We start from the raw sequence: 22,689 nt of genomic DNA, 5'->3' as shown, positions 1-22,689 counted from the left end.
TTTTCGCTTTCAGAACGAACTTACTATGCCCGGAGAAAGCGACAAGCTAAGCCCAATAAGCATTGAGGATTGGCGGTAGAGATAAAGGCATTATTTGATGAAAGTCGTGGTTCAGCCGGAAAGCGGACGCTAAAAGCGAGCTTAAAAAGCAAAGGCATTGAGGTAGGATTAGCCTTGATTCGACAGCTGATGAAACAGCAAGGATTAGTCAGTAAACAGCCACAAAAACGTTGGCGGACAGGCACGTCAGAGCAAGCGTCCACGTTGTTTACTAATGTGTTAAATCGGCAATTTAGTCCAGTCGCTGACACAACGGTGTTATGCGGTGATACCACCTATTTGAAGGTACAGGGGGAATGGCATTATTTAGCAATCGTGATGAACCTGGCGCAGCGTCAAGTGGTTGGTTGGCGATTGCAGAAACAGCACGATTCAACGTTAGTGGTGGAGGCATTAAATCATGCGATGCTGACAACAGAAAGAACGAGGAAGATGTTGTTTCACTCAGACCAAGGCAGTATTTATGGGAGTGAGTCATTTATACGATGTGTGAAACAGCATGGTTTGATACAAAGTATGAGTCGTCGGGGAAATTGTTGAGATAATGCACCGATGGAACGCTGGTTTAGGAGTTTTAAATATGAATGGATGTTAAAAGGCGGTTATTCTTCATTAGATGAAGCCAAGGAAGACATTAAACAGTATGTGTTTTACTATAACAGGGTGAGACCGCATGGCTATAATCAAGGATTACCGCCAGTTTTAGCGAAAAAACCTATTAGGGACTGCTGATTTAGTGGATCACTACAGTTATCAAAGAATATGTTCGTTATTACAATGAGGAAAGAATACAATTAAAATTAAATGGACTGAGCCCTGTTCAATACAGAATTCAGTCCTTAAAATAACAGTCTAACTTTTCGGGGTCAGATCAAAAAGTGGTGGTTTTTTATTGGGAAAATTAGTTGTTGCAGCTTTCACAAGCAGCAGTAAACATCCATACTAATTTTTCTTGCTCTTTGATGTAGTCGCTCATTTGTGAAGCAGTGCCTTCATCATCTGCATCAGCGGCTAAGGCTAAGATTTCACGTTGTTGTTTTAACAAGGTTTTGAAACCGTTTAACGTGCCACTCAAACAATCTTGCGCCGCACTTACGCCTGTATGTTCTTCAATTAAAGATTTAGTTAAATACTCACTGAACGCATTGCTTGGTGTGTAGCCTAAAGTCAAAATACGCTCTGCGATTTCGTCCACTTTAACCACTAAATCATCATAAATTTCTTCAAATTTTGCGTGTAATTCAAAGAAGTTCACTCCTTTAATGTTCCAGTGATAACCGCGCACGTTCATATAAAATACTTGGTAAGTAGCAAGTAAGTTATTGAGTTCTTGTGCTAATTTTTCTGAAGTGGCTTTGTTTAAACCGATATTTGTTGCCATAATATGTTCTCCTCTGTTTTGTTGAGAACATAATAGAGATTAATTCCTTACAGATAAAATGGATATAAATGATAGATTTGATAGTTTAAAGCTATATATAATTAACAATTCAATAGTTTTAAACTTTCAACCAATTTGAAATTACTACCTTACCATATTCCGAAATATAAGATTCTGGATGAAATTGAACACCGTAAATTGATAAATTTCGATGCTGAACTGCCATAATAACGCCCTCATCATCAATTGCGGTAATTTCTAATTCTGATGGAAAACGTTCTGTAGAAACTGCCCACGAATGATAAAGCCCGATTTGAAATTGGGCTGGTAAACCTGCAAATAAAGATGATTTTTCCTGCAACACGTTGATTTTTCTCGCTTGCCCGTGTCGCACTTGCGGTAAATTATACAACTTTGCACCAAAAAACTGGCACAAGGTTTGATGCCCAAGACAAACCCCTAAAATCGATTTGCTATGCTGATAGCGTTCCAACATCGCAAACAGTTGTGGATAAGCATTCGGCACATCAGGGCCGGGGGAAATCAAAATATGGCTGAAATTGTCCACTTCATCAAGGTTTAGCTGTTCCACATTCACCACAGAAAACGGCACGTCAAATTGACGAATTAAATCCACTAAATTATAGGTAAAAGAATCGTGATTATTGATAATTAATAAATTTGTGTTCATCTCAGGGATTCACTACAATGACCAAAATGTTTGTTATCTTACTTGATTCATCGCCCTTATGCCATTTAATCACTTTGTGCAACAAGCCAACCATTTAGGTGCGCAACGCACGCCCTTTTTCTTTTTGATTGATTTTGAACAGCAAAAGCCCATCATTTGCCCTCTTGAACAATGTGCAGAGCAAGGCATTTGGTTTGAATTTGCCAGCCAAAATAATCTTGCAACGGCACAAAAAGCTCCCCCTAAACAGCCCTTTAAGCTAGAAAAATTTCCCATTGATTTCGCTACTTATCAGCAAGGTTTTGAGATTGTGCAACAGGCGTTACAGCAAGGAAATTCCTATTTGCTTAATCTCACTTATGCCACGCCGATTGCGATAAATTACGATCTCAATACGCTGTTTTATGCCACACAAGCGAAATATAAGCTCTTGTTTAAGCAAGAATGTATCTGTTTTTCCCCTGAACCTTTCGTGAAAATCACACATAACCAAATTTTCACTTATCCAATGAAAGGCACGATTAACGCCAACTTGCCTGATGCAGAGAATCAATTACTCAATTGCGAAAAAGAGCAACGGGAACACTACACCATTGTGGATTTAATGCGTAATGATCTGGCTATTGTAGGGCAAAATGTGCAAGTAAAGCGTTTTCGTTATTTAGAAAAAATTTTTACCGAACGTGGTGCAATCTGGCAAACAAGTTCTGAAATTTGTGCCGATCTTAAGGAAAACTGGCAAGCACATATTGGCACAATGCTCAGCCAGCTTTTACCCGCTGGATCAATCAGCGGTGCGCCAAAAGAAAAAACTGTCGCCACCATTCAACAAGCCGAATTGGCACCACGAGGCTATTACACCGGCGTGTTTGGTATTTTTAACGGCGAAAGCCTGGAAAGTGCGGTGGCAATTCGCTTTATTTCTCAGCAAAGCGGAAACTATGCTTTCCACAGTGGCGGCGGCATTACTATTCAAAGCCAAGCAGAGCAAGAATACCAAGAGTTATTGGAGAAAATTTATGTTCCACTTAAATATCAGGAAGGTGAAAAATAATGAATTTTCCTCTGTTTGAAACCCTGTGCATTGAAAAGGGACAAGTGCAAAATCTTACCCTGCACCAACAGCGTTATGAAAATAGCCTACGTGAATTTTATGCTAACCAACCTTATAAAATTTTTTCCTTAGAAAAAATTCTGCAAAAAAACACCACACTTTGGGCGAACAACCAAAGTCCGATTATCCGCTGCCGCATCGATTACAATGCTACGCAATATCGCCTGCAATGTTTTCCCTATCAACGCAAAGTCTACCAACGCTTTCAACCCGTGATTTGCGATGATATTGACTACCACCTCAAATACAGCGACCGAACCATTTTCAACGAATTACTGAAACAAAAAGGCGATTGCGATGAGATTATGATTATCAAAAATGGTAAGATAACGGATTGCTCCATTGGTAATCTGGTGTTACGCCAAGGCTCACAATGGTTTACCCCAGACAGTCCACTATTAATTGGCACCCAACGCACAAAACTATTACAAGAAAATAAAATTATTGAGATAAAAATCTCAATATCAGACTTGCCTCTATATGAAGAAATACGATTAATAAATGCGCTAAATCCACTATAAATCAAATTTTGATACAAACAACATAACATCTAAACCAGTCCTTATTTTTCATACTGTTATATATTTATTACCCGTTAGCTTTAATGTATTTAAATATTATTTTTCAAAAATAAGATCTCAATCACACTTTTTTAAAAGAAATAAATTGAAAATAACATCATTAACATTAGTATAACAATAGAAATCCCACTTATTTAGCGAGGTTATTTTATGCAATTATTTTTGAGCATTTTTCCTATTGTTCTTCTGATCTATTTAATGGTAAAACGCAATGCATTACCTTCTTACGTGGCTCTTCCTTGGATAGCTGTTGTTGTTTTAATCATACAGTTTATTTTCTTTGGAACAGATATTTCTACAGTAAGTGCAAATATTGCATCAGCATTGATTGCAGTTCAAACACCAATTACTGTGATTTTTGGTGCAATTTTATTCAACCATTTCTCTGAAGTTTCAGGTGTTACTAATACATTGCGCAAATGGTTGGCGAATATTAATCCAAATCCTGTAGCACAAATTATGATTATTGGTTGGGCTTTCGCTTTTATGATTGAAGGTGCAAGTGGTTTTGGTACGCCGGCTGCTATTGCTGCACCAATTCTTGCCGGATTAGGATTTGCTCCCTTAAAAGTTGCGATGCTCACTCTTGTAATGAATTCCGTTCCGGTTTCTTTCGGCGCAGTGGGAACACCAACTTGGTTCGGATTCGGTCCGTTAAATTTAACAGACACACAGATCCTAGAGATCGGTTCAATGACTGCAATTATTCACTCTGTTGCAGCATTAATTATCCCTTTAATGGCATTACGTTTAATCGTTGACTGGAAAGAAATCCGTCAAAATATTTTATTTATCTACATCAGCATTCTAGCTTGTGTCATTCCTTACTTTCTATTAGCACAAGTTAACTACGAATTTCCATCTTTAGTTGGTGGTGCACTCGGTTTGTTAATTTCAATTTTAGTTGCTAATAAAGGCATTGGTTTAGCAAAAGCTGAAAACACTTTGGATGATAAAGCAGTCAGCTATAACCAAGTAATTAAGGCTCTATTGCCTACCGGTCTTCTTATTGCCATTCTTATCATTACACGCTTACAGCAATTACCATTCAAAGCAATGATGAACGATGCAACTACTTGGTTTGGAATCCAATTAGGCTCACTTGGTTTGTTTGAAGTCAGCCACGGATTGATTTTCAGCTTAAAAAATATCTTCGGTACATCTGTTTCAGCAAGCTATAAGTTACTTTATGTTCCAGCATTAATTCCATTTGTGGTAACCGTATTAATTTCTATTCCACTGTTTGCACTTTCTGCATCTAAAACCAAAGGTATTTTTATGAGCAGTCTTAAACAGACTCGTAATCCATTCTTAGCATTGGTTGGTGCATTAATTATGGTTAATTTAATGTTAGTCGGTGGTGATAATTCAATGGTGAAAATTATTGGTAAGAGTTTCGCTGCTGCAACCGGAGAATATTGGACACTATTCGCCTCCTATTTAGGTGCAGTTGGTGCTTTCTTCTCAGGTTCAAATACAGTATCCAACCTCACTTTTGGTAGTGTTCAACTTTCTACAGCGGAATTGACCGGATTATCAGCGACACTTGTGCTTGCCTTACAATCTGTTGGTGGTGCAATGGGTAATATGGTTTGTATCAACAATATCGTTGCCGTATGTTCTGTGTTGAATATTACAAATAAAGAAGGAACAATTATTAAGAAAACTGTTGTTCCAATGATAGTGTACGGTATTATTGCAGCACTTGTTGCCATATTGCTGCTCAGTTAACCGATACCTTAACTGCTATTTTTAATCTCAACCGGCATTTTGTCGGTTGAGCCTTTCATTTAATTGGAGTGCTTATGAAAGTTAATTTTTATGTAACTTGTATTGGCGATGCAGTAAAAGCAAATGTTGCCAAACAAAGTGTCTTATTATTAGAAAAACTCGGTTGTGAAATTATCTTTTTAGAAAAACAGGGATGTTGTGGGCAACCTGCAACTAATGGCGGTTTTGTTAAAGATGCCATTCCAGGAATGAAAAATCTGATTGAAACCTTTGAAGTGAATGATTTTCCTATTGTCGCCCCTGCCGGATCCTGCGTTGCTTCCATCAAAAATTATCCTGAATATCTTAAAGATGAACCAAAATGGGCAGAACGTGTGCAAAAAGTGGCTGCCCGTTTTTATGACTTAACCGATTTTATTGTCAATCAACTTGGCATCACCAACGTTGGGGCTAAATTGCCGGGCAAAGCGGTTTATCATCCGTCTTGTAGCCTATTCCGTAAACTCAATATCAAAGAAGAGCCGTTAAAATTATTAGAAAATGTTGAAGGCTTGGAACTTCTTCCTATTAAAAATCAAACCACTTGTTGTGGCTTCGGCGGTACATTCTCGGTAAAAATGTCGCAAATTTCCGGCGAAATGGTTAAAGAAAAAGCAAAACATATTCAAGAAGTGGAGCCGGATTATCTAATCGGTGCCGATGTCAGCTGTTTAATCAATATTGGCGGTCGTTTAAAACGTGAAGGCAGCGCAATCAAAGTACTGCATATCGCTGAAGTATTAATGTCCAAATAGGAGAAAAAGATGACTATTCAGACAACAGATTTAGCCTTTAAGAAACACGTTCAGGAAGAATTAGGCAATGAAATTATGCGTCAAGCGGTTGTGATGGCGCAGGAGCGTATCGGTGCCAATCGACAAAAAATGGTCGATGATCTCGGGCATTGGGAAGAGTGGCGTGAACAGGCAAAAGAGATTAGAAATCACGTTCTAGAAAATTTAGATGCCTATCTGTATCAATTATCTGAAAAAGTGACTGCCAACGGCGGACACGTCTTTTTTGCACAGACCGCGGAAGAAGCCAATCACTATATTCAACAGCTCGCCTTGCAAAACAATGTGAAAAAAGTGGTGAAATCGAAATCAATGGTAACGGAAGAGATTGGTTTAAATCACGTTTTAGAAGCGGATGGCATTAAAGTGATTGAAAGCGATCTGGGTGAATATATTTTGCAATTAGCCGGCGATAAACCTTCTCACATTGTCGTGCCTGCTATTCATCGTGATCGCTATCAAATCCGAGATATTCTCAAAGAAAAATTGGGTTATCAAGGCGATGCTACACCTGAAGATATGACCCTTTTTATTCGTGAAAAAATCCGTCAAGATTTCTTAAGTGCAGATATGGGCATTAGCGGTTGTAACTTCGCTATTCCGGAAACCGGCAGTCTTTGTTTAGTCACCAATGAAGGCAATTTAAGAATGGTTACCACCGTGCCTAAAATCCACGTTGCCGTAATGGGAATGGAGCGTATTGCGCCGACTTTCCAAGAGGCGGAAATTCTGATTACAATGTTGGCTCGCAGTGCGGTTGGTGCCAAATTGACCAGTTATAACACTTGGCTTACCGGACCGCGCCTTGCCGGTGAAACAGATGGCCCTGAGCAATTTCATCTGGTTATTTTAGACAATGGACGCTCAAAAGCATTAGGTTCAGAATTTAATGATGTTTTACGCTGTATCCGTTGCGGTGCTTGTTTAAACACTTGCCCGGTTTATCGCCAAATTGGTGGTCACAGTTACGGATCTGTTTATCCCGGTCCAATCGGTTCCGTGCTGTCGCCGCTTCTCGGCAATTATCAAGAATTCCACGACTTACCTTATGCCTGCTCGCTTTGTACCGCTTGTAATCAGGTTTGCCCGGTAAAAATTCCTTTAGCAAATTTGTTATTAAAACATCGTACTCATATCGCAGAACAGGGCTTAAATCCAACAGCAGAAAAAATTTCGGTGAAAGCCTTTACCTTTGCCAATAGCCACCCTGCATTATGGAAAGTCGGTATGAATATTGGTGCTAAAGTAATGAAAGCAACCGTTAAGAATGGTAAAGCACCTTTGAATATTGGTGTTATCGGCGAGTGGACAAATACCCGCGATTTACCGGATGCTGACGGTGAAAGTTTCCGTAGCTGGTTTAAAAATAGAAATAATGGATAAGGAGTCCCTATGTTAGATCAACAAAATCGTTCACAATTTTTGTCACAACTGGCAAAGCAGTTAGGGCGACCTCTTCGTACTGAAGTTGTTGGCACTTATCCTAAAGTTAATGATTATCCAGAAACCCGTTTTACCGATCTTTCTGAAAAAGAGCGTTATCAAGCGTTTATCAATACCGCAAAAGATATGTTGGTGGATGTAGTATTATCTACAGCAAAAGAAGCACACACTGACATTATCAAAATTTGTGAAAAATATAACGGTGGTAATATTGTATTGAATAATGACGAACGTCTAAAACAATATCAGATCACTCAAGCAGTACAACAACAATACAATACCCATATTTGGGCTGAATCAAGTAACGAAAACCTTGAATTTAGCAAAAACGCAAATATTGGAATTGTGTTTGCAGAATATGGGCTAATTGAATCAGGCGGAATTGTACTTTATTCTTCACCGAATAATGGTCGTTCTGTTAGTTTATTACCTCCAATTTCTGTCGTTGTATTAAAACGTTCCACTATCCAACCACGCATTACTCAAATCGCAAAAGTGCTACATCAAAAAGCGGAGCAAGGCGAACGTATGCCATCTTGCATAAATATTATTTCCGGCCCCAGTGCAACGGCAGATATTGAATTAGTGAAAGTGGTTGGTGTTCACGGTCCAATAAAAGTAGTTTATTTATTGATTGATGATGTAGAAAAATAAATCCATTTCAAAAAGGCAGATTAACCAATCTGCCTCTCCAAAGGTGATATTACTCGTGGCAATGTGGTTTAGCAAAAGTACAAATGCAATGTTTTTTGGCAGCAATGATATAAAATCTTAAGAAGATAAAGGTAGCCTTGGTGTTATGAGCTGTATTGTATATTCTATTGGAAATAAAGGGCTTCATAACTTCCGCAGTAATCAGATGATAAAGATAAGTGAAAAACAACATTGAGCTAATACTCCTGTTTTTTCTCAATTTTTCCTTTTTGAGTAGAGCCAATAATAAAAAACAAACCTACGATGAAATCATAGGTTTGTTAGCAATCTGAAGTTTATCAAATGATATACCTGACTTTATGTAAATAATTGATTATAATCTATGAAATTTGGCTAAGATCATTAATGATAATGTCGTAATAACAATTGAGATCACAGCATACATATAAACACCATCCCACTGCCAAACATTTTTAATCATGACTACCGGAACTCCCGCCAATGCTGCCCCAACATAACTAAATAGACCTCTAAAACCCGTAACAGAACCCGCAGCATCTTTGTGCGTTACATCCAAACAGCCTACAGCAAATAACATATGTGGACCATATAATGCAAATCCCATAATAGCAAATAATCCAGCAGTCAAAACATAAGAACTATCTTGAACTACAGGAACCAAAATAATAGATGCACATAACATCAATGCAAACATCAAACCTGTCATCCAACGATTACTTCGAAATAAAAAATCTGATAAGTAACCTGCAATTAACCCACCAGCTAATCCACCAGCTTCAAACCAAGTAATAATTGAGTTAGCTTTCACTAAATCCCATCCCTGCACTTGAACATAATAAATTTGAGGCCAATCATTTAAAATTGTACGTGCAATATAAACACAGAGATCTCCAACTATAATGACCCAAACAAGCGGATTTTTTAAAATATATTTAAAGAAAATTTCCCAAAAGCCTAAATGAGATGGACTCGCTTTCACCTGAGCCATTTCAGAAGCATCATTCCGCCACTCTCCAACAGGGGGTAGGCCTTCTGAACCAGGGCGATCCTTAATAAATATTAAAGCCAAAATCCCCATAACAATTGAAATTACACCTGGTACATAGAAACCCATTTTCCAACTTCCACTTAACATTATTGCGTAACTAGTTAATAGTGGGGCTAAGCTACCACCGATATTATGAGCAGCTTCAACAATGGCCCACCAACGCCCACGTTCATTTTTTGAGAACCAAGAAGCCATAATTTTAGCCATCGGAGGAAAACTTGTTCCTTGCAGAATAGCATTCAATGCATACAAAATATAAAAAGCAGTGATACTATCAGAAAAACCAAATAAGAGATTAATAACACCAATGCCGATCAGTGCTGGGCCAGTCATTGCTCTTGGATTTACTTTATCAACAACCATTCCTCCAACAAATTTCATTGAGCCATAAAGAATGTAAAATAATGTTGACATCACTGCAAAATGCTCTGCCGTTAAAGCAGTTTGCTCAAGCATCATTGGCGCAGCAGCCGCAAAATTTTTTCGTGTTAAATAAAACACCGCATAAGAAAGAAAAACTGCGGTTACAATTTCTATTCTAAATTTACGATATACTCGATCAACTTCATTGGGACTTCTTGTAACTGGTATATCAGGCTGATTAAATAACCATTTTTTAATATTCATAAAAAATTCCTTATTTTGCTATTTGAAATAGAAGACCTTTGAATAACAACAAGATATTCAGCTCGTAAATAAAGAAAAAGTGAGAATAGCTACTGATTACTTCTCTTTCTCTATTCAATCAAATCATACTACAAATATTTTAGTCGTTGATACAACTGTTTAAATTTTTCATATTTGCTTCTATATTGCTGAAATTTTTGGTGATTCGGTAAATAACGAGCCTCCAGTTCAAGCGGGGGACAGAATGTAGCAACATCTTGTTCCGGATGCAATGCCATTTGTGCTAATTTAGCTGCACCAAGTGCTGGGCCGATATCGCCACCAACACGATACTCAAAGGTCATTCCACTAATATCGGCAAGCAGTTGTCGCCAAAAATGGCTTTTCGCACCGCCTCCAATCAACATAATATTATCTGCTTTAATACCGCTTTCGTGTAAAACCTCAATACCCTCCGTTAAGGCAAAACTCACCCCTTCCACTACTGCTCTTGCCATTTCCGCTTGTGTTGTATCGTGATGCAATCCCCAAAAAACGCCACTAGCATAAGGATCATTATGCGGTGTTCTCTCTCCGGAAAGATAGGGTAAAAATAAAACCTGTTTACTGCTTTCCGCCCGTTCCGCCAAAGCGAAAAATTCAGCAATATCATTGATACCTAATGCTTTGTTCGCCCAATCAATACAGGAAGCGGCACTTAACAGCACTGACATTAAATGCCAACGATTCGGTAAGGCGTGACAAAAACTATGTACCGCTTTTGCCGGATTACTTAAAAAGCTATCGGTAACAACAAAATAAACACCGGATGTACCTAATGACAACATCGCTTGTCCCGATTTATGTAGACCTACACCAATCGCTCCAGCTGCATTATCGCCACCGCCGGCAACAACCGGTACTGATTGCATATTCCATTGTTGTGCCAATTCAGGCAATAGATAACCACTAATTTCATTACCCTCTTGCAATTTAGGCATCTGTTGTTCGCTAAGATGACACGCCGATAATAAAGCCTCACTCCATTTACGCGCACCGACATCCAACCACATCGTGCCTGCCGCATCAGACAGATCACTCACATATTCACCAGTCAGTAAAAAGCGTAAATAATCTTTTGGTAACAATACTTTAGCAATCTTATTGAAGACTTCCGGTTCGTTTTTTTCAATCCATTTTAATTTAGGTGCAGTAAATCCCGGCATCATCAAATTTCCGGTAATTTGACGAGAATTCGGTACGGCTTGTTCCAATTCCTGACATTCTGCAAAACTACGCCCATCATTCCATAAAATCGCCGGATATAATACCTGATTATGCTGATCCAACATTACCGCACCGTGCATTTGTCCGGTCAAGCCGATCGCCTTAACAGCAGAAAGATCCTGTTGTTGCGATAATTGTGTTAAACATTGTTGCAACGCCTGCCACCAATCTTCCGGATCTTGCTCCGACCACAGCGGCTGACGGCGGGTTACAGTTAATAATGCAGAAGTGGTCGCAATAATTTGTTGCTGTTCATTCAGTAATACTATTTTGATACCAGATGTCCCTAAATCAATGCCGAGATACATAATCGTCCCCTAATACCGTTTTTATTTAACTAAAAAAATTAAGGGTACGATAAAAAGTACCCTTAATTCCTAATCTATTTATAAATATATGAATTTACAATATTTTCCAACATTTCTTGACGACCTGAAACTGGTTTTGGTGCAATTTCATTGTTCATTATGTATTCAGCAAGATCTGCTAATGAAAGTTTACCTTTCAGAATATCCTGACCGAATTGAGTATTCCATCCAGCATAACGTTCATCTTTTAATACTTGTAAACGATCATTTTCAATCATATCCGCTGCAATCAATAGTGAATGAGCCAACACATCAATTCCACCAATATGTGCGTGCATTAAATCATAACGATCAATACTTTGGCGTCGAATCTTCGCATCAAAGTTAAAACCACCAGTGCCTAATCCACCTGCCTTCAAAATTTCATAAATCACTAATGCATTTTCTTCAACACTGTTCGGGAATTGATCAGTATCCCAGCCTAATTGTGCATCACCTCTATTTGCATCAATTGAACCTAAAATACCTAAAGCAGCTGCAGTTGCCACTTCGTGTTGGAAAGTATGCCCAGCTAAAGTTGCGTGATTTGCTTCAATGTTCACTTTAATTTCATTTTCTAAACCAAATTGTTTTAAGAAGCCGTAGACTGTCGCCACATCATAATCATATTGATGTTTTGTCGGTTCTTGTGGTTTAGGTTCAATTAATAATGTACCTTTAAAACCGAGTTTATGTTTATTTTCCACCACAAGTTGCATAAAGCGCCCTAATTGTTCACGTTCACGTTTCAAATCAGTATTAAGAAGTGTTTCATACCCTTCACGACCACCCCACAACACATAATTTTCACCACCTAATTTCTGTGTTGCTTTCATCGCATTGAAAACTTGTGTTGCTGCGCAAGCAAACACTTCCGGATTAGGATTGCTGGCTGCACCAGACATATAACGTTTATTGGTAAAACAATTTGCAGTACCCCATAATAATTTAATACCGGTTTCTTCCTGTTTTTGAGCCAATAAATCTACAATAGTAGAAAAATTATAAACATATTCTTTAAATGAATTGCCTTCCGGTGCAATATCCACATCGTGGAAACAGTAATATGGAACACCCAATTTTTTAATAAATTCAAATGCAATATTCGCTTTTTCTTTTGCCGCATCTAATTCTGTCGGATTTTTTTGCCAAGGACGATCCAATGATGCTGTACCGAACATATCAGTACCGTTCCAACAGAAAGTATGCCAATAACAAACTGCCAAACGAAGATGTTCTGCCATTGTCTTGCCTAAAACAACACGATTTGCATCATAAAAACGATAAGCGAACGGATTAGTTGATTGTGTACCTTCATATTTTACTTGGTCAATTTGATCGAAATATGTTGTCATTTTTTATTCTCCTTGCTGGGTTAATTAAATTAATGAGCAAAGAGTAAAACCGAAAAATATCTCCTTCAATTACGTTATTTCTTTTTGCTATTTAGATAATTGTTTTTTGTGATAAAGCTCACATTCTTGTTTTACCTCACAATTTTTCAATATTGTGAGAGTTATCACAGAAACGAAAAAACGTAATCGAAAAACAAAATTTATAAATTGTTCTACCTACTGAAATTAGCAATAGTAATAACCGTTGTATTCCTAATCCTTTTAAATTACGAGGTGAATCATATGAAATTGAAAAAAACTTTATTATCCGTTGCACTTATTTTGGGTTGTATGAGTGGAATATCAAATGCTAAAGATTTAACTATTGGAATGTCTATTGATGATTTACGTTTAGAACGCTGGCAAAAAGACAGTTCAATCTTCAGCAAGAAAGCAGAAGAATTAGGTGCAAAAGTATTTGTACAATCCGCAAATGGTGATGATGCAGTTCAAATTTCGCAAATCGAAAATATGATTAATAGAAATGTCGATGTATTAGTCATTATTCCTCATAACGGCGATGTATTAAGTAATGTTATTGAAGAAGCCTCACGTTCAGGAATTAAAGTTCTTGCTTATGATCGTTTAATAAATAATGCCAATATTGATTTTTATGTTTCATTTGATAATGAAAAAGTGGGGGAATTACAGGCATCAAGTTTGGTGGAATTAAAACCTAGCGGAAATTATTTTTTAATGGGTGGCTCACCTGTTGATAATAATGCAAAACTCTTCCGAAAAGGTCAAATGAAGATTATTCAACCTTTAGTAGATAAGGGTGATATTAAAATTGTCGGAGATCAATGGGTTGATTCTTGGCTTCCTGAAAAAGCATTACAAATTATGGAAAATGCTTTAACTGCCAATAACAACAAAATTGATGCCGTTGTTGCTTCCAATGATGCAACTGCCGGTGGTGCAGTACAAGCGTTACAAGCACAAGGTTTAGCTGGGAAAGTAGTGATTTCTGGACAAGACGCAGACCTTGCTGGGATTAAACGTATTGTTGCTGGCACACAAACTATGACTGTTTATAAACCAATTAGTAAATTGGCAAATGCAGCTGCTGAAATTGCCGTTAAATTAGGAAAAAATGAAAAAATCGAAAGCAATGCAGTATTAAATAATGGTCTTAAAGATGTACCTTCATATTTATTAACTCCTATTGTTGTAACTAAAGATAATATTGATGAAACTGTTATTAAAGATGGTTTTCACACTAAAGAAAGTGTTTATAAGTAATTATTTTTGAGGGAGTTTTCTCCCTCATTTTATTTTAAGGTGGTTTCTATGGACGTATTATTAGAAATGAAAGAAATAGTGAAAAAATTCGGCGATGTTAAGGCGCTAGATAATATCTCTATTTCTGTTTCTCCCGGAGAAATACTTTCTCTTTGTGGAGAAAATGGTTCCGGAAAATCAACACTAATGAAGGTTCTTTGTGGTATTTATCCTTATGGCGATTACGAAGGAGATATTTATTTTTCTGGTGAATTGCTAAAGTCAAAAAATATTAAAGATACAGAGAGTAAAGGTATTGCAATCATTCACCAAGAGCTTGCTTTAGTAAAAAATATGACCATTATGGATAATATTTTTCTTGGTAATGAAATTACTAAATATGGTATTGCTGATGAAAATGAAATGTACCTTCGCTGCCAAAAAATGTTATCTCAAGTACAATTAAATGTTGATCCCTATACTGTAGTGAATGAGTTAGGTTTAGGCGAACAACAATTAGTTGAAATAGCAAAAGCACTAAATAAAAATGTACGTTTATTAATTTTAGATGAGCCAACAGCTTCCCTCACTGAAAAAGAAACTGATATTCTGCTTGATCTTATTCGTAATTTAAAAGCGCATAATATCGCTTGTATTTATATTTCCCATAAATTAAATGAAGTAAAAGCAATTTCCGATAAAATTTGTGTTATTCGTGACGGTACACATATCGGTACTCGTTCAGCAAAAGAGATGAGTGAAGACGATATTATTACAATGATGGTTGGTCGTGAGATTACTTCGTTATATCCGCACGAAAATCACGATATTGGTGAAGAAATTCTATCAGTAAACAATCTGACTGCTTGGCATCACGTCAATACTCATATTAAACGTGTAGATAATATCAGTTTCCAATTACACAAAGGTGAAATTCTTGGTATTGCCGGTTTAGTCGGTTCAGGCAGAACTGAAATCGTTCAATGCATTTTCGGTGCATATCCCGGTAAATTCCAAGGTGAATTTAAACTTAACGGTGAAACTGTAAAACATAATAGCTGCGCCGATGCGATTAAAAACGGTATTTTTATGGTGCCAGAAGATCGCAAGCGCCACGGAATTATCCCGATTATGGGAGTGAATAAAAATATCACCTTATCTGCCCTAGCAAAATATTGTCACGCCAACGTGATTAATGAAGCGTTGGAAGAAACCATCATTCAACAATCTATTCAGGAATTAAAAGTAAAAACACCTAGTCCCGACCTTGCAATTGCCCGTTTAAGCGGTGGTAACCAACAAAAAGCAATTTTAGCCAAAGCATTATTACTTAATCCTAAAATTCTGATTCTCGATGAACCGACTCGTGGTATTGATGTTGGTGCAAAATATGAAATTTATAAATTAATCAATGAATTAGCTAAGAAAGGTGTTGCTATTATCGTCATTTCATCTGAATTACCGGAAGTGTTAGGTATCAGTGATCGTGTTTTAGTAATGCATCACGGAAAATTAAAAGGCAATTTAATTAATCATCAACTTACGCAAGAAAAAGTAATGGAAACCGCACTCAAGGAGTAGTCTATGAAAAACCTAAAATCCATTAATTTACAAGTGTATATTATGCTAATTGCGATTATCGTAATTATGCTGTTTTTCTCTTTTGCAACTGATGGTGCTTACCTTAGTGCAAGAAATATTTCTAATCTATTACGCCAAACCTCAATCACAGGTATTCTCGCAATTGGGATGCTTTTTGTCATTATTGCGGCTGAAATCGACCTTTCTGTCGGTTCACTGATGGGATTACTCGGAGGTTTTGCGGCTATTACTAACGTCTGGTGGGGCTGGCCTTTGCCTACAACCATTTTAGCTACATTGATTTTAGGTTTAATCTTCGGTGTTTGGAACGGTTATTGGGTTGCATATCAACGCGTACCTTCATTCATTGTTACCCTTGCTGGATTACTCGCTTTCCGTGGAATTTTAGTCGGGATGACTAACGGCTCCACAGTCTCTCCAACCAGCCAATCAATGAATTTGATCGGTCAAGCTTATATTCCAGATATTTTCGGCTTAACCATCGGTGGTTTAGCAGTATTGGCTTTCATTTTATGGAACAGTCGTCAACGCCACGCTCGACAAAAACTACAGCTTCCAGTGCCAGCATTATCAAAAGATATTCTCACTTATGCTGCACTTGCCGTTTTATTACTAGGTTCAATTTACTTGTTGAATGACTATCGTGGTATTCCATTCCCAGTATTGTTATTGGCGATTCTTGCCGTTATTGGCTACTTTATTTCCAAAAAAACTGCTTTCGGACGCTATATTTACGCGATTGGCGGTAATATTGATGCTGCCAGATTGTCCGGTATCAAAGTAGAAAAAATTAAACTTGCTATCTTTGCAATTAACGGTTTGATGGTTGCGATTGCTGGCTTAATTTTAAGTGCCAGATTAGGTGCCGGCTCGCCATCGGCAGGACAAAATGCGGAATTGGATGCGATAGCCGCTTGTGTTATTGGCGGTGCCAGCCTTGCCGGCGGTGTCGGTAGCATTTTCGGAGTGATTATAGGGGCTTTAATTATCGCTGCATTGGATAATGGTATGAGTATGTTAGACGTTCCAACTTTCTGGCAATATATTGTAAAAGGCGGTATTTTATTACTCGCCGTTTGGGTAGACTCTATCAGCAAGAAAAAAGAGTAATCTTAGCAATAAAAAAATGCGTTGGGTAAATCTCCCAACGCATTTTTTTTGTTATTTTCTTGTTTTTTCTTCTGGAAGAATTAAATTTAAAATTAATGCCAATAATGATCCTACAGTAATGCCTGAACCAAAAATTTCTTTAAAAAATGCTGGTAATTTATCAAGAATTTCCGGTCTGGTGGTAACAGCAAGCCCACAACCGATAGAAATAGCAATAATTAAACCGTTACGCTTTGTTCTTTCCACTTTATCCAACATTTGAATACCAGCAGCAATGATCATCGCAAACATCATCAATCCTGCTCCACCAAGCACAGGTAGTGGAATTGATACAATTAATGCACCGAAGACAGGGAATAATCCGGCTAACACCAGCAATCCGCCGGTCATCGCTACGACATAACGGCTTGCCACACCAGTGAGGGAAATAACACCAATATTTTGTGAGAAAGAGGAAAACGGCGTTGTCGACATAATTGCAGCTAAGGCTGAACCTACCCCATCACAAAGTACACCACGACGTAAATGATCGCCGGTAATTTCAGTTTTTGTCGCATTACCTAAAGCTAAAAAATTACCGCTTGATTCTACAATTGTCACCAGATAAGCAATGCTCATCCCGATAATACCGGAAATTGGAAATGCCAAACCGAAATGTAATGGCTGAGGTAAAGCAAAAATCTGTGCCTGTTTAACGCCATCAAAATTTACCCAACCTAATGCCAACGCTACGCAATATCCGGCAAGCATTCCGATAACAATGGCGGCTGCAGAAAAAATACCTTTTCCCCATTGAACTAAAATTACCACTAATGCCAACACAAAGAATGCCATAATTAAATTTTCCGGAGTAGCATATTGTGGTTCACCGCGTTGACCACCAGCAAACCAATCCACCGCTACTGGAATTAAACTTAATCCAATCATTGTGACCACAGTGCCTGTCACAACAGGTGGAAATAATTTCCGGATAGAAGGCATAAAGAAACTGCCGATAATCATTACTAAAGAACCAACCAGCGATGCACCTAATATTCCGGCAACGCCATCTTCACTAAAGCCAATCGCTAATGCCGCCGCCACAAAAGTAAAGCTGGTTCCCATTACGCTCGGTAAACGAATGCCGATAGGTCCAACACCTAAACATTGAATAATGGTAACAACACCGGAAATCAGCAACGCTGCATTTACCAAAACAATAGTATCTGCGGTCGGTAACTGCAACACATTTCCAATTACCAACGGCACTGCGATAATACCACCTAATGCGGCTAATAGATGTTGTGCCGCTAACAATAAACCTAAACCGAAAGGCGGTTTATCTTCCACGTTAAAAAGGAGCTGATTGTTCATAATTCCTCAAGAGTAATGTAAAAAATGGTTGGGATTATAGACTTGTATTATTTGATAAGCAAACGTTTGCGTAAATTTAATAAAAATAGGTTACTGCGATAGTTTTTAATCTGTATATAATAATCACCTTTAAAGCCATCAAGGAGCAATCATTATGCAACAAAAATTAATCGCTTATAAAACAATGCCTGTTTGGACAGCAAAAACTTTACCGGCAATGTTTCAAGAAAAACACAATACAAAAGTCGGCACTTGGGGACAACTTCGTGTATTGAAAGGAAAACTTAAATTCTATGAACTTACTGAAGAAGGCGAAGTCATTAAAGAACACCTTTTTACAGCAGAAAGCGACATTCCTTTAGTCGAGCCTCAAGCTTGGCATCGTGTTGAAGCCGTTTCTGAAGATCTCGAATGCCAGCTCTCTTTCCTTTGCCGCCCTGCTGATTATTTCAGTAAAAAATATAATATGACAGCTACACATTCTGAAGTGAAAGCTGCCAGCGAAATGCTCTCTCCTTGTAAAGTCTTGGATTTAGGTTGCGGACAGGGGCGTAACAGCCTTTATTTAAGTTTATTGGGTTATGACGTAACCTCTTGGGATCATAATCCGAACAGCCTACAATTTTTGGCAGAAACAGCACAAAAAGAGCAATTAAATATTAAATCTGCACTTTATGATATTAATTCAGCCAACATTCAGGAAAATTATGACTTTATCGTTTCTACCGTTGTTTTTATGTTCCTAAATGCACAAGCGGTGCCGAATATCATTGAAAATATGCAACAACACACTAATGTCGGTGGTTATAATCTGATCGTTGCGGCAATGGATACAGCCGATGTACCTTGCCCAATGCCATTCTCTTTTACCTTTAAAGAAGGTGAATTACGCCGTTATTATCAAGGTTGGGAGTTAGTGAAATATCAAGAAGAGATGGGCGAATTACACAAAACGGATGCAAACGGCAACCGTATTAAAATGAAATTTGTCACAATGTTGGCAAAGAAAACCGCTTAATTCTACTTGAGAATTTTCACATTTTGCCAAGCGTGCTAGACTAAATGAAAGTTTAAGGAGACACTATGCGCGTTTGGCAAAAATCTATTCTAAAAAACATTCTTTTTGTTAGCAGTATTATTTCCTCTTTTTCTCTGTTTGCTGCTTCCGAACAACTACAACAATTATCAAAAAATGAGTTTAAACAGACGTTCAATGTACAAAATGGTACAGTGATTCGCCAACAATATCAGGATATTATGCAGCTTCTCAGTGGGGAAGTGAGTGAAACCACGATTACTTTCGTTCGCCAAATGCTGCCTACTATTGCACAATATCCGCTTGCACCTTATGTTGATTATCGTCTATTCAATAAACAGTCATTGATTACGCCGCAACAATTAAAACTGTTTATCCAACAAAATCCCAACTTTCTATTAAATGATAATTTAATAGATCTTTTTTATAAAAAAGCATTTCAGCAGCAAGCTTGGCAACTTTTATTGGATAACAAAACATCTTTTCCTGCTAAAACAACGGCTCAACAATGCATTCAATTATTAGCTACACAAAAAACGAGCAACATATCAAAAGAACTTGATCTTCTTTGGCAAGATACGGAAAAACTTTGGTTAAGTGGGGAAAATTTACCATCACAATGTGATCAACTTTTCCAACTTTGGCAACAGTCAGGAAAATTATCAGATCAACTAATCTTACAACGTGCCGAATTGACTTTAAAATCACAAAATAAAAATCTTATTCGTTATTTACAACGGCTCACAAATAATATTGATTTACAAAAACAGCTACAACAATGGGCAGATCTAATTAGCAATCCACAACAATTAATTGTGATGCAGTCAAATTTACCCCACTCCACGACAAATAAACAATTACTATTGGAGATTTATCCTCGCTATTTAAGTTTTTTCTCTGAACAAAGCCTGAATCTATCTCAAATACAACAACAAATTGAGGATTTGCAGAAAAACTGGCAGCTTACCGCGCAAGAGCTTAATTTACTTTATAAAGCGGTTTTACAACGCTTTTTTGATAATAAACAGCCTGAATGGCAACAGTGGCGCGATCAAAAATTAATGCAATTAAAAGATAATAGCTTAATTGAACGCCGTATCAGACTGGCAATCCGTCAGCAACAACCGTTACAAAACTGGTTAGATCAATTATCTGCCGACACAATAAATCAAGATGAGTGGCAATATTGGCGCGCTTGGCAGTTACAAAAAAAGGGTAAACAGCAGGAAGCAGAGAAAATTTGGCAAAATTTAAGCCGAAAACGTGGTTTTTATGCGTTATTGTCGGCACAAACATTAAATATCGATTATCAACCGGTAATGCAGGATCTTCCCCAACCGATCAATTTTGATGATTTATGGCAAGATCAAGAAATTACCACCATTTTATCTCGTGTCATTGAATTAAGGAATTTCCGATATTTAGATGATGCCTACAGTGAGTGGCTATTTTTGCTAAATTTAGCAACCGCACAACAACAGCTATTATTAGCAGAATATGCCTTACAGCAGCAATGGTATGATCTCACTGTTGCCGCCACCATCAAAGCTAAAGCGTGGGATTATTTACGATTACGGTTACCATTGGCTTATCTTGACTGGTTTAGCATCAATATGGCTGACAAAACGATCAGCAATAGTTTTGCAATGGCTATTGCACGCCAAGAGAGTGCTTGGCGACCAAATGTACGCTCATCCGCTAATGCAATTGGTTTAATGCAATTACTGCCTAGTACCGCCAAAGCTACTGCTCAACAGGCAAATTATAGCATTCAACGTGCTAATAATTTAACCGATCCATTAGGAAATATTCTTTTAGGTACAGCACATTTGCAACAACTTGCCCAAAAATACGGCAACAACCGTTTATTAATAGCTGCCGCCTATAATGCCGGTGCAAATCGTGTTGATCGTTGGTTAAACGAAAATGAAGGTAAACTTTCAATGGCAGAATTTATTGCCTCAATCCCTTTTTATGAAACCAGAAATTATGTACAAAACGTCGTAAGTTATGACTATTACTACCAACTTCTTCTAAAACAGGAGCTAAAAAAATTCAGCAAAACTGAAACTGATCGATTATACTAATCATACTAGTTTAATAGTAAATGAAAGGAGTAAGTTATGTATATCAGTCGTGATCTCGAACGATGGCAAGAATTAATCACCTTTTTACGACAAGGATTCGCCTCAGGGAAAGAGCAGGAAGTGCTGATGATGTTATTAACCCCTGATGAAAGAGATTCACTCGGATTACGCCTACAAATTGTTAAACAGTTATTAGAAAAAAAATCATCACAACGTGAAATTCAACAAAATTTGAACACGAGCGTTGCTACCATTACGCGAGGTTCAAACTTAATTAAGAGTATCGAACCTGATTTTCTACAATGGGTCAAAGCACAATTAGATGTTCAAAATTAAGTTTTGTTTTTCTCAATCCTGCTATCCCCGACTTACTAAGTTAGTGCTTAGTATTATTGTATTTTTTGTCTGTTGCATTCTGATATTTCGTGTTGTTCCAATTCCTTTTTCATCTTATATGTTGCAAAAAACTGTGCAAAACAGCTTTAATAGCCATTATCACACTCGTCATCAATGGGTAAGTCTTGATAAAATTGCACCATCAATGCAACTTGCTGTTATTGCTGCTGAAGATCAAAAATTTCCTGAACATTGGGGCTTTGATCTTGAAGCAATTAAAAAAGCAATAAAACGCAATCAATCTTCAAAAAAAACGTTCGGTGCTTCTACAATCTCACAACAAACAGCAAAAAATTTATTTCTATGGTCAGATCGAAGCTGGATCAGAAAAGGCTTAGAAATACCGATAACTCTCAGCTTAGAGTTATTTTGGTCAAAAAAACGAATTCTGGAGGTTTATCTCAACATTGTAGAATTTGGTGAAGGTATTTTCGGCGTAGAAGCGGCAAGCCGTTTTTATTTTAATAAAAGCGCCGCTAAACTGACCTCTTCACAAGCGGCATTACTTGCAGCAGTCTTACCTAATCCATTGATTTATAAAGCTAATAAACCATCAAGTTATGTCCAATCCCGCCAACGCTGGATCTTGAGACAAATGCAACAGTTAAGCACTACTTACCTTAAGCAACTTAACTGAAAACATTAGACAAAAATATTCGGTAACCAATTAGATACAAATAAAAATGGCATAGT

Annotated in this window: 22 protein-coding genes; 16 read left to right on the top strand and 6 right to left on the bottom strand. The window is 37.6% G+C overall.

Annotated features, from left to right (window positions below; translation table 11 throughout):
• The first annotated feature begins 69 nt into the window (after nt 1-69).
• The 3 genes from P375_RS08680 to P375_RS12225 are packed head-to-tail and all read left to right on the top strand — an operon-like array spanning nt 70 to nt 908.
• Nucleotides 70-600, top strand: a complete 531-nt coding sequence (locus tag P375_RS08680) for a DDE-type integrase/transposase/recombinase (RefSeq protein WP_039136152.1) — start codon at nt 70-72, stop codon at nt 598-600.
• A 12-nt stretch (nt 601-612) separates the two neighbouring features.
• The gene (locus P375_RS12410; RefSeq protein WP_039136150.1) at nt 613-792 is read left to right on the top strand and encodes an integrase core domain-containing protein; all 180 of its coding nucleotides are present in this window, start codon (nt 613-615) and stop codon (nt 790-792) included.
• A gap of 8 nt (nt 793-800) precedes the next feature.
• The gene (locus P375_RS12225; protein ID WP_418904667.1) at nt 801-908 is read left to right on the top strand and encodes an IS3 family transposase; all 108 of its coding nucleotides are present in this window, start codon (nt 801-803) and stop codon (nt 906-908) included.
• A gap of 53 nt (nt 909-961) precedes the next feature.
• Here P375_RS12225 and P375_RS08670 read toward each other — a convergent pair whose 3' ends face one another.
• Nucleotides 962-1,441: a Dps family protein gene (locus P375_RS08670; protein ID WP_039136148.1), complete on the bottom strand. Its 480-nt coding sequence runs from the start codon at nt 1,439-1,441 to the stop codon at nt 962-964.
• A gap of 118 nt (nt 1,442-1,559) precedes the next feature.
• Nucleotides 1,560-2,132: an anthranilate synthase component II gene (locus P375_RS08665; protein WP_039136146.1), complete on the bottom strand. Its 573-nt coding sequence runs from the start codon at nt 2,130-2,132 to the stop codon at nt 1,560-1,562.
• Nucleotides 2,133-2,190: 58 nt separating this feature from the next.
• On the opposite strand from P375_RS08665, the gene P375_RS08660 reads away from it, so the two are divergent.
• From P375_RS08660 to P375_RS08635, 6 genes are all read left to right on the top strand, one after another.
• A complete protein-coding gene (locus tag P375_RS08660) occupies nt 2,191-3,186 on the top strand; it encodes an aminodeoxychorismate synthase component I (RefSeq protein WP_039136143.1) in 996 nt (331 codons plus the stop codon).
• A complete protein-coding gene (locus tag P375_RS08655) occupies nt 3,186-3,767 on the top strand; it encodes an aminotransferase class IV family protein (protein ID WP_039136141.1) in 582 nt (193 codons plus the stop codon). The genes P375_RS08660 and P375_RS08655 overlap by 1 nt, the downstream gene beginning before the upstream one ends.
• Before the next feature lie 210 nt (nt 3,768-3,977).
• Nucleotides 3,978-5,558 carry a lactate permease LctP family transporter gene (locus P375_RS08650; RefSeq protein ID WP_039136138.1) on the top strand — a complete coding sequence of 527 codons (1,581 nt, stop codon included), beginning with the start codon at nt 3,978-3,980 and terminating at the stop codon, nt 5,556-5,558.
• A 74-nt stretch (nt 5,559-5,632) separates the two neighbouring features.
• Nucleotides 5,633-6,352 carry a (Fe-S)-binding protein gene (locus tag P375_RS08645; protein WP_039136137.1) on the top strand — a complete coding sequence of 240 codons (720 nt, stop codon included), beginning with the start codon at nt 5,633-5,635 and terminating at the stop codon, nt 6,350-6,352.
• A gap of 9 nt (nt 6,353-6,361) precedes the next feature.
• Complete coding sequence (locus tag P375_RS08640; RefSeq protein WP_039085742.1) at nt 6,362-7,774, top strand: LutB/LldF family L-lactate oxidation iron-sulfur protein; 1,413 nt, start codon at nt 6,362-6,364, stop codon at nt 7,772-7,774.
• A gap of 9 nt (nt 7,775-7,783) precedes the next feature.
• Nucleotides 7,784-8,488, top strand: a complete 705-nt coding sequence (locus P375_RS08635) for a LutC/YkgG family protein (protein ID WP_039136135.1) — start codon at nt 7,784-7,786, stop codon at nt 8,486-8,488.
• Between the two features lie 373 nt (nt 8,489-8,861).
• Here P375_RS08635 and P375_RS08630 read toward each other — a convergent pair whose 3' ends face one another.
• From P375_RS08630 to xylA, 3 genes are all read right to left on the bottom strand, one after another.
• The gene (locus P375_RS08630) at nt 8,862-10,184 is read right to left on the bottom strand and encodes an MFS transporter (RefSeq protein WP_039136133.1); all 1,323 of its coding nucleotides are present in this window, start codon (nt 10,182-10,184) and stop codon (nt 8,862-8,864) included.
• Between the two features lie 128 nt (nt 10,185-10,312).
• Nucleotides 10,313-11,758, bottom strand: coding sequence for a xylulokinase (gene xylB / locus P375_RS08625; RefSeq protein ID WP_039136131.1), 1,446 nt, complete (start codon nt 11,756-11,758; stop codon nt 10,313-10,315).
• 74 nt (nt 11,759-11,832) lie between these two features.
• Nucleotides 11,833-13,152, bottom strand: coding sequence for a xylose isomerase (gene xylA / locus P375_RS08620; RefSeq protein WP_039136129.1), 1,320 nt, complete (start codon nt 13,150-13,152; stop codon nt 11,833-11,835).
• 282 nt (nt 13,153-13,434) lie between these two features.
• On the opposite strand from xylA, the gene xylF reads away from it, so the two are divergent.
• From xylF to P375_RS08605, 3 genes are read left to right on the top strand one after another with little or no spacing between them, the layout of a single operon-like run.
• Nucleotides 13,435-14,433 (top strand): D-xylose ABC transporter substrate-binding protein, encoded by a 999-nt coding sequence (gene xylF, locus P375_RS08615; RefSeq protein ID WP_039136127.1) that lies wholly within the window; start codon nt 13,435-13,437, stop codon nt 14,431-14,433.
• 48 nt (nt 14,434-14,481) lie between these two features.
• A complete protein-coding gene (locus P375_RS08610) occupies nt 14,482-15,993 on the top strand; it encodes a xylose ABC transporter ATP-binding protein (protein ID WP_039136124.1) in 1,512 nt (503 codons plus the stop codon).
• Between the two features lie 3 nt (nt 15,994-15,996).
• Nucleotides 15,997-17,124: a sugar ABC transporter permease gene (locus P375_RS08605; RefSeq protein ID WP_039136122.1), complete on the top strand. Its 1,128-nt coding sequence runs from the start codon at nt 15,997-15,999 to the stop codon at nt 17,122-17,124.
• Between the two features lie 51 nt (nt 17,125-17,175).
• Here the strand turns inward: P375_RS08605 and P375_RS08600 are convergent, their stop codons facing one another.
• The gene (locus P375_RS08600; RefSeq protein WP_039136121.1) at nt 17,176-18,477 is read right to left on the bottom strand and encodes a nucleobase:cation symporter-2 family protein; all 1,302 of its coding nucleotides are present in this window, start codon (nt 18,475-18,477) and stop codon (nt 17,176-17,178) included.
• 154 nt (nt 18,478-18,631) lie between these two features.
• Here P375_RS08600 and tehB point away from each other — a divergent pair, with 154 nt between their 5' ends.
• From tehB to mtgA, 4 genes are all read left to right on the top strand, one after another.
• Entirely contained in the window at nt 18,632-19,495 is an 864-nt protein-coding gene (gene tehB / locus P375_RS08595) for an SAM-dependent methyltransferase TehB (RefSeq protein ID WP_018346222.1), read from the top strand.
• Nucleotides 19,496-19,560: 65 nt separating this feature from the next.
• Entirely contained in the window at nt 19,561-21,600 is a 2,040-nt protein-coding gene (locus P375_RS08590; RefSeq protein ID WP_039136119.1) for a transglycosylase SLT domain-containing protein, read from the top strand.
• A 36-nt stretch (nt 21,601-21,636) separates the two neighbouring features.
• The gene (gene trpR / locus P375_RS08585) at nt 21,637-21,936 is read left to right on the top strand and encodes a trp operon repressor (protein ID WP_039081146.1); all 300 of its coding nucleotides are present in this window, start codon (nt 21,637-21,639) and stop codon (nt 21,934-21,936) included.
• Entirely contained in the window at nt 21,923-22,633 is a 711-nt protein-coding gene (gene mtgA / locus P375_RS08580; protein ID WP_039136117.1) for a monofunctional biosynthetic peptidoglycan transglycosylase, read from the top strand. The genes trpR and mtgA overlap by 14 nt, the downstream gene beginning before the upstream one ends.
• The last annotated feature ends 56 nt before the right edge of the window (nt 22,634-22,689 follow it).

Source organism: Gallibacterium genomosp. 2, from assembly GCF_000771895.1.
Classification (GTDB): Bacteria; Pseudomonadota; Gammaproteobacteria; order Enterobacterales; family Pasteurellaceae; genus Gallibacterium.
The sequence above is the reverse complement of the archived record's forward strand: the minus strand, read 5'-3'. Positions and strand labels throughout refer to the sequence as shown.

Coding starts and splice junctions, on each gene's coding strand:
- P375_RS12410 (WP_039136150.1), top strand. CDS start 613: ATGGAACGCTGGTTTAGGAGTTTTAAATATGAATGGATGTTAAAAGGC.
- P375_RS08605 (WP_039136122.1), top strand. CDS start 15,997: ATGAAAAACCTAAAATCCATTAATTTACAAGTGTATATTATGCTAATT.
- P375_RS08600 (WP_039136121.1), bottom strand. CDS start 18,477: ATGAACAATCAGCTCCTTTTTAACGTGGAAGATAAACCGCCTTTCGGT.
- P375_RS08610 (WP_039136124.1), top strand. CDS start 14,482: ATGGACGTATTATTAGAAATGAAAGAAATAGTGAAAAAATTCGGCGAT.
- trpR (WP_039081146.1), top strand. CDS start 21,637: ATGTATATCAGTCGTGATCTCGAACGATGGCAAGAATTAATCACCTTT.
- P375_RS08655 (WP_039136141.1), top strand. CDS start 3,186: ATGAATTTTCCTCTGTTTGAAACCCTGTGCATTGAAAAGGGACAAGTG.
- P375_RS08590 (WP_039136119.1), top strand. CDS start 19,561: ATGCGCGTTTGGCAAAAATCTATTCTAAAAAACATTCTTTTTGTTAGC.
- P375_RS08650 (WP_039136138.1), top strand. CDS start 3,978: ATGCAATTATTTTTGAGCATTTTTCCTATTGTTCTTCTGATCTATTTA.
- xylB (WP_039136131.1), bottom strand. CDS start 11,758: ATGTATCTCGGCATTGATTTAGGGACATCTGGTATCAAAATAGTATTA.
- P375_RS08665 (WP_039136146.1), bottom strand. CDS start 2,132: ATGAACACAAATTTATTAATTATCAATAATCACGATTCTTTTACCTAT.
- xylA (WP_039136129.1), bottom strand. CDS start 13,152: ATGACAACATATTTCGATCAAATTGACCAAGTAAAATATGAAGGTACA.
- xylF (WP_039136127.1), top strand. CDS start 13,435: ATGAAATTGAAAAAAACTTTATTATCCGTTGCACTTATTTTGGGTTGT.
- P375_RS08635 (WP_039136135.1), top strand. CDS start 7,784: ATGTTAGATCAACAAAATCGTTCACAATTTTTGTCACAACTGGCAAAG.
- P375_RS08630 (WP_039136133.1), bottom strand. CDS start 10,184: ATGAATATTAAAAAATGGTTATTTAATCAGCCTGATATACCAGTTACA.
- P375_RS08660 (WP_039136143.1), top strand. CDS start 2,191: ATGCCATTTAATCACTTTGTGCAACAAGCCAACCATTTAGGTGCGCAA.
- P375_RS08645 (WP_039136137.1), top strand. CDS start 5,633: ATGAAAGTTAATTTTTATGTAACTTGTATTGGCGATGCAGTAAAAGCA.
- mtgA (WP_039136117.1), top strand. CDS start 21,923: ATGTTCAAAATTAAGTTTTGTTTTTCTCAATCCTGCTATCCCCGACTT.
- P375_RS08670 (WP_039136148.1), bottom strand. CDS start 1,441: ATGGCAACAAATATCGGTTTAAACAAAGCCACTTCAGAAAAATTAGCA.
- tehB (WP_018346222.1), top strand. CDS start 18,632: ATGCAACAAAAATTAATCGCTTATAAAACAATGCCTGTTTGGACAGCA.
- P375_RS08640 (WP_039085742.1), top strand. CDS start 6,362: ATGACTATTCAGACAACAGATTTAGCCTTTAAGAAACACGTTCAGGAA.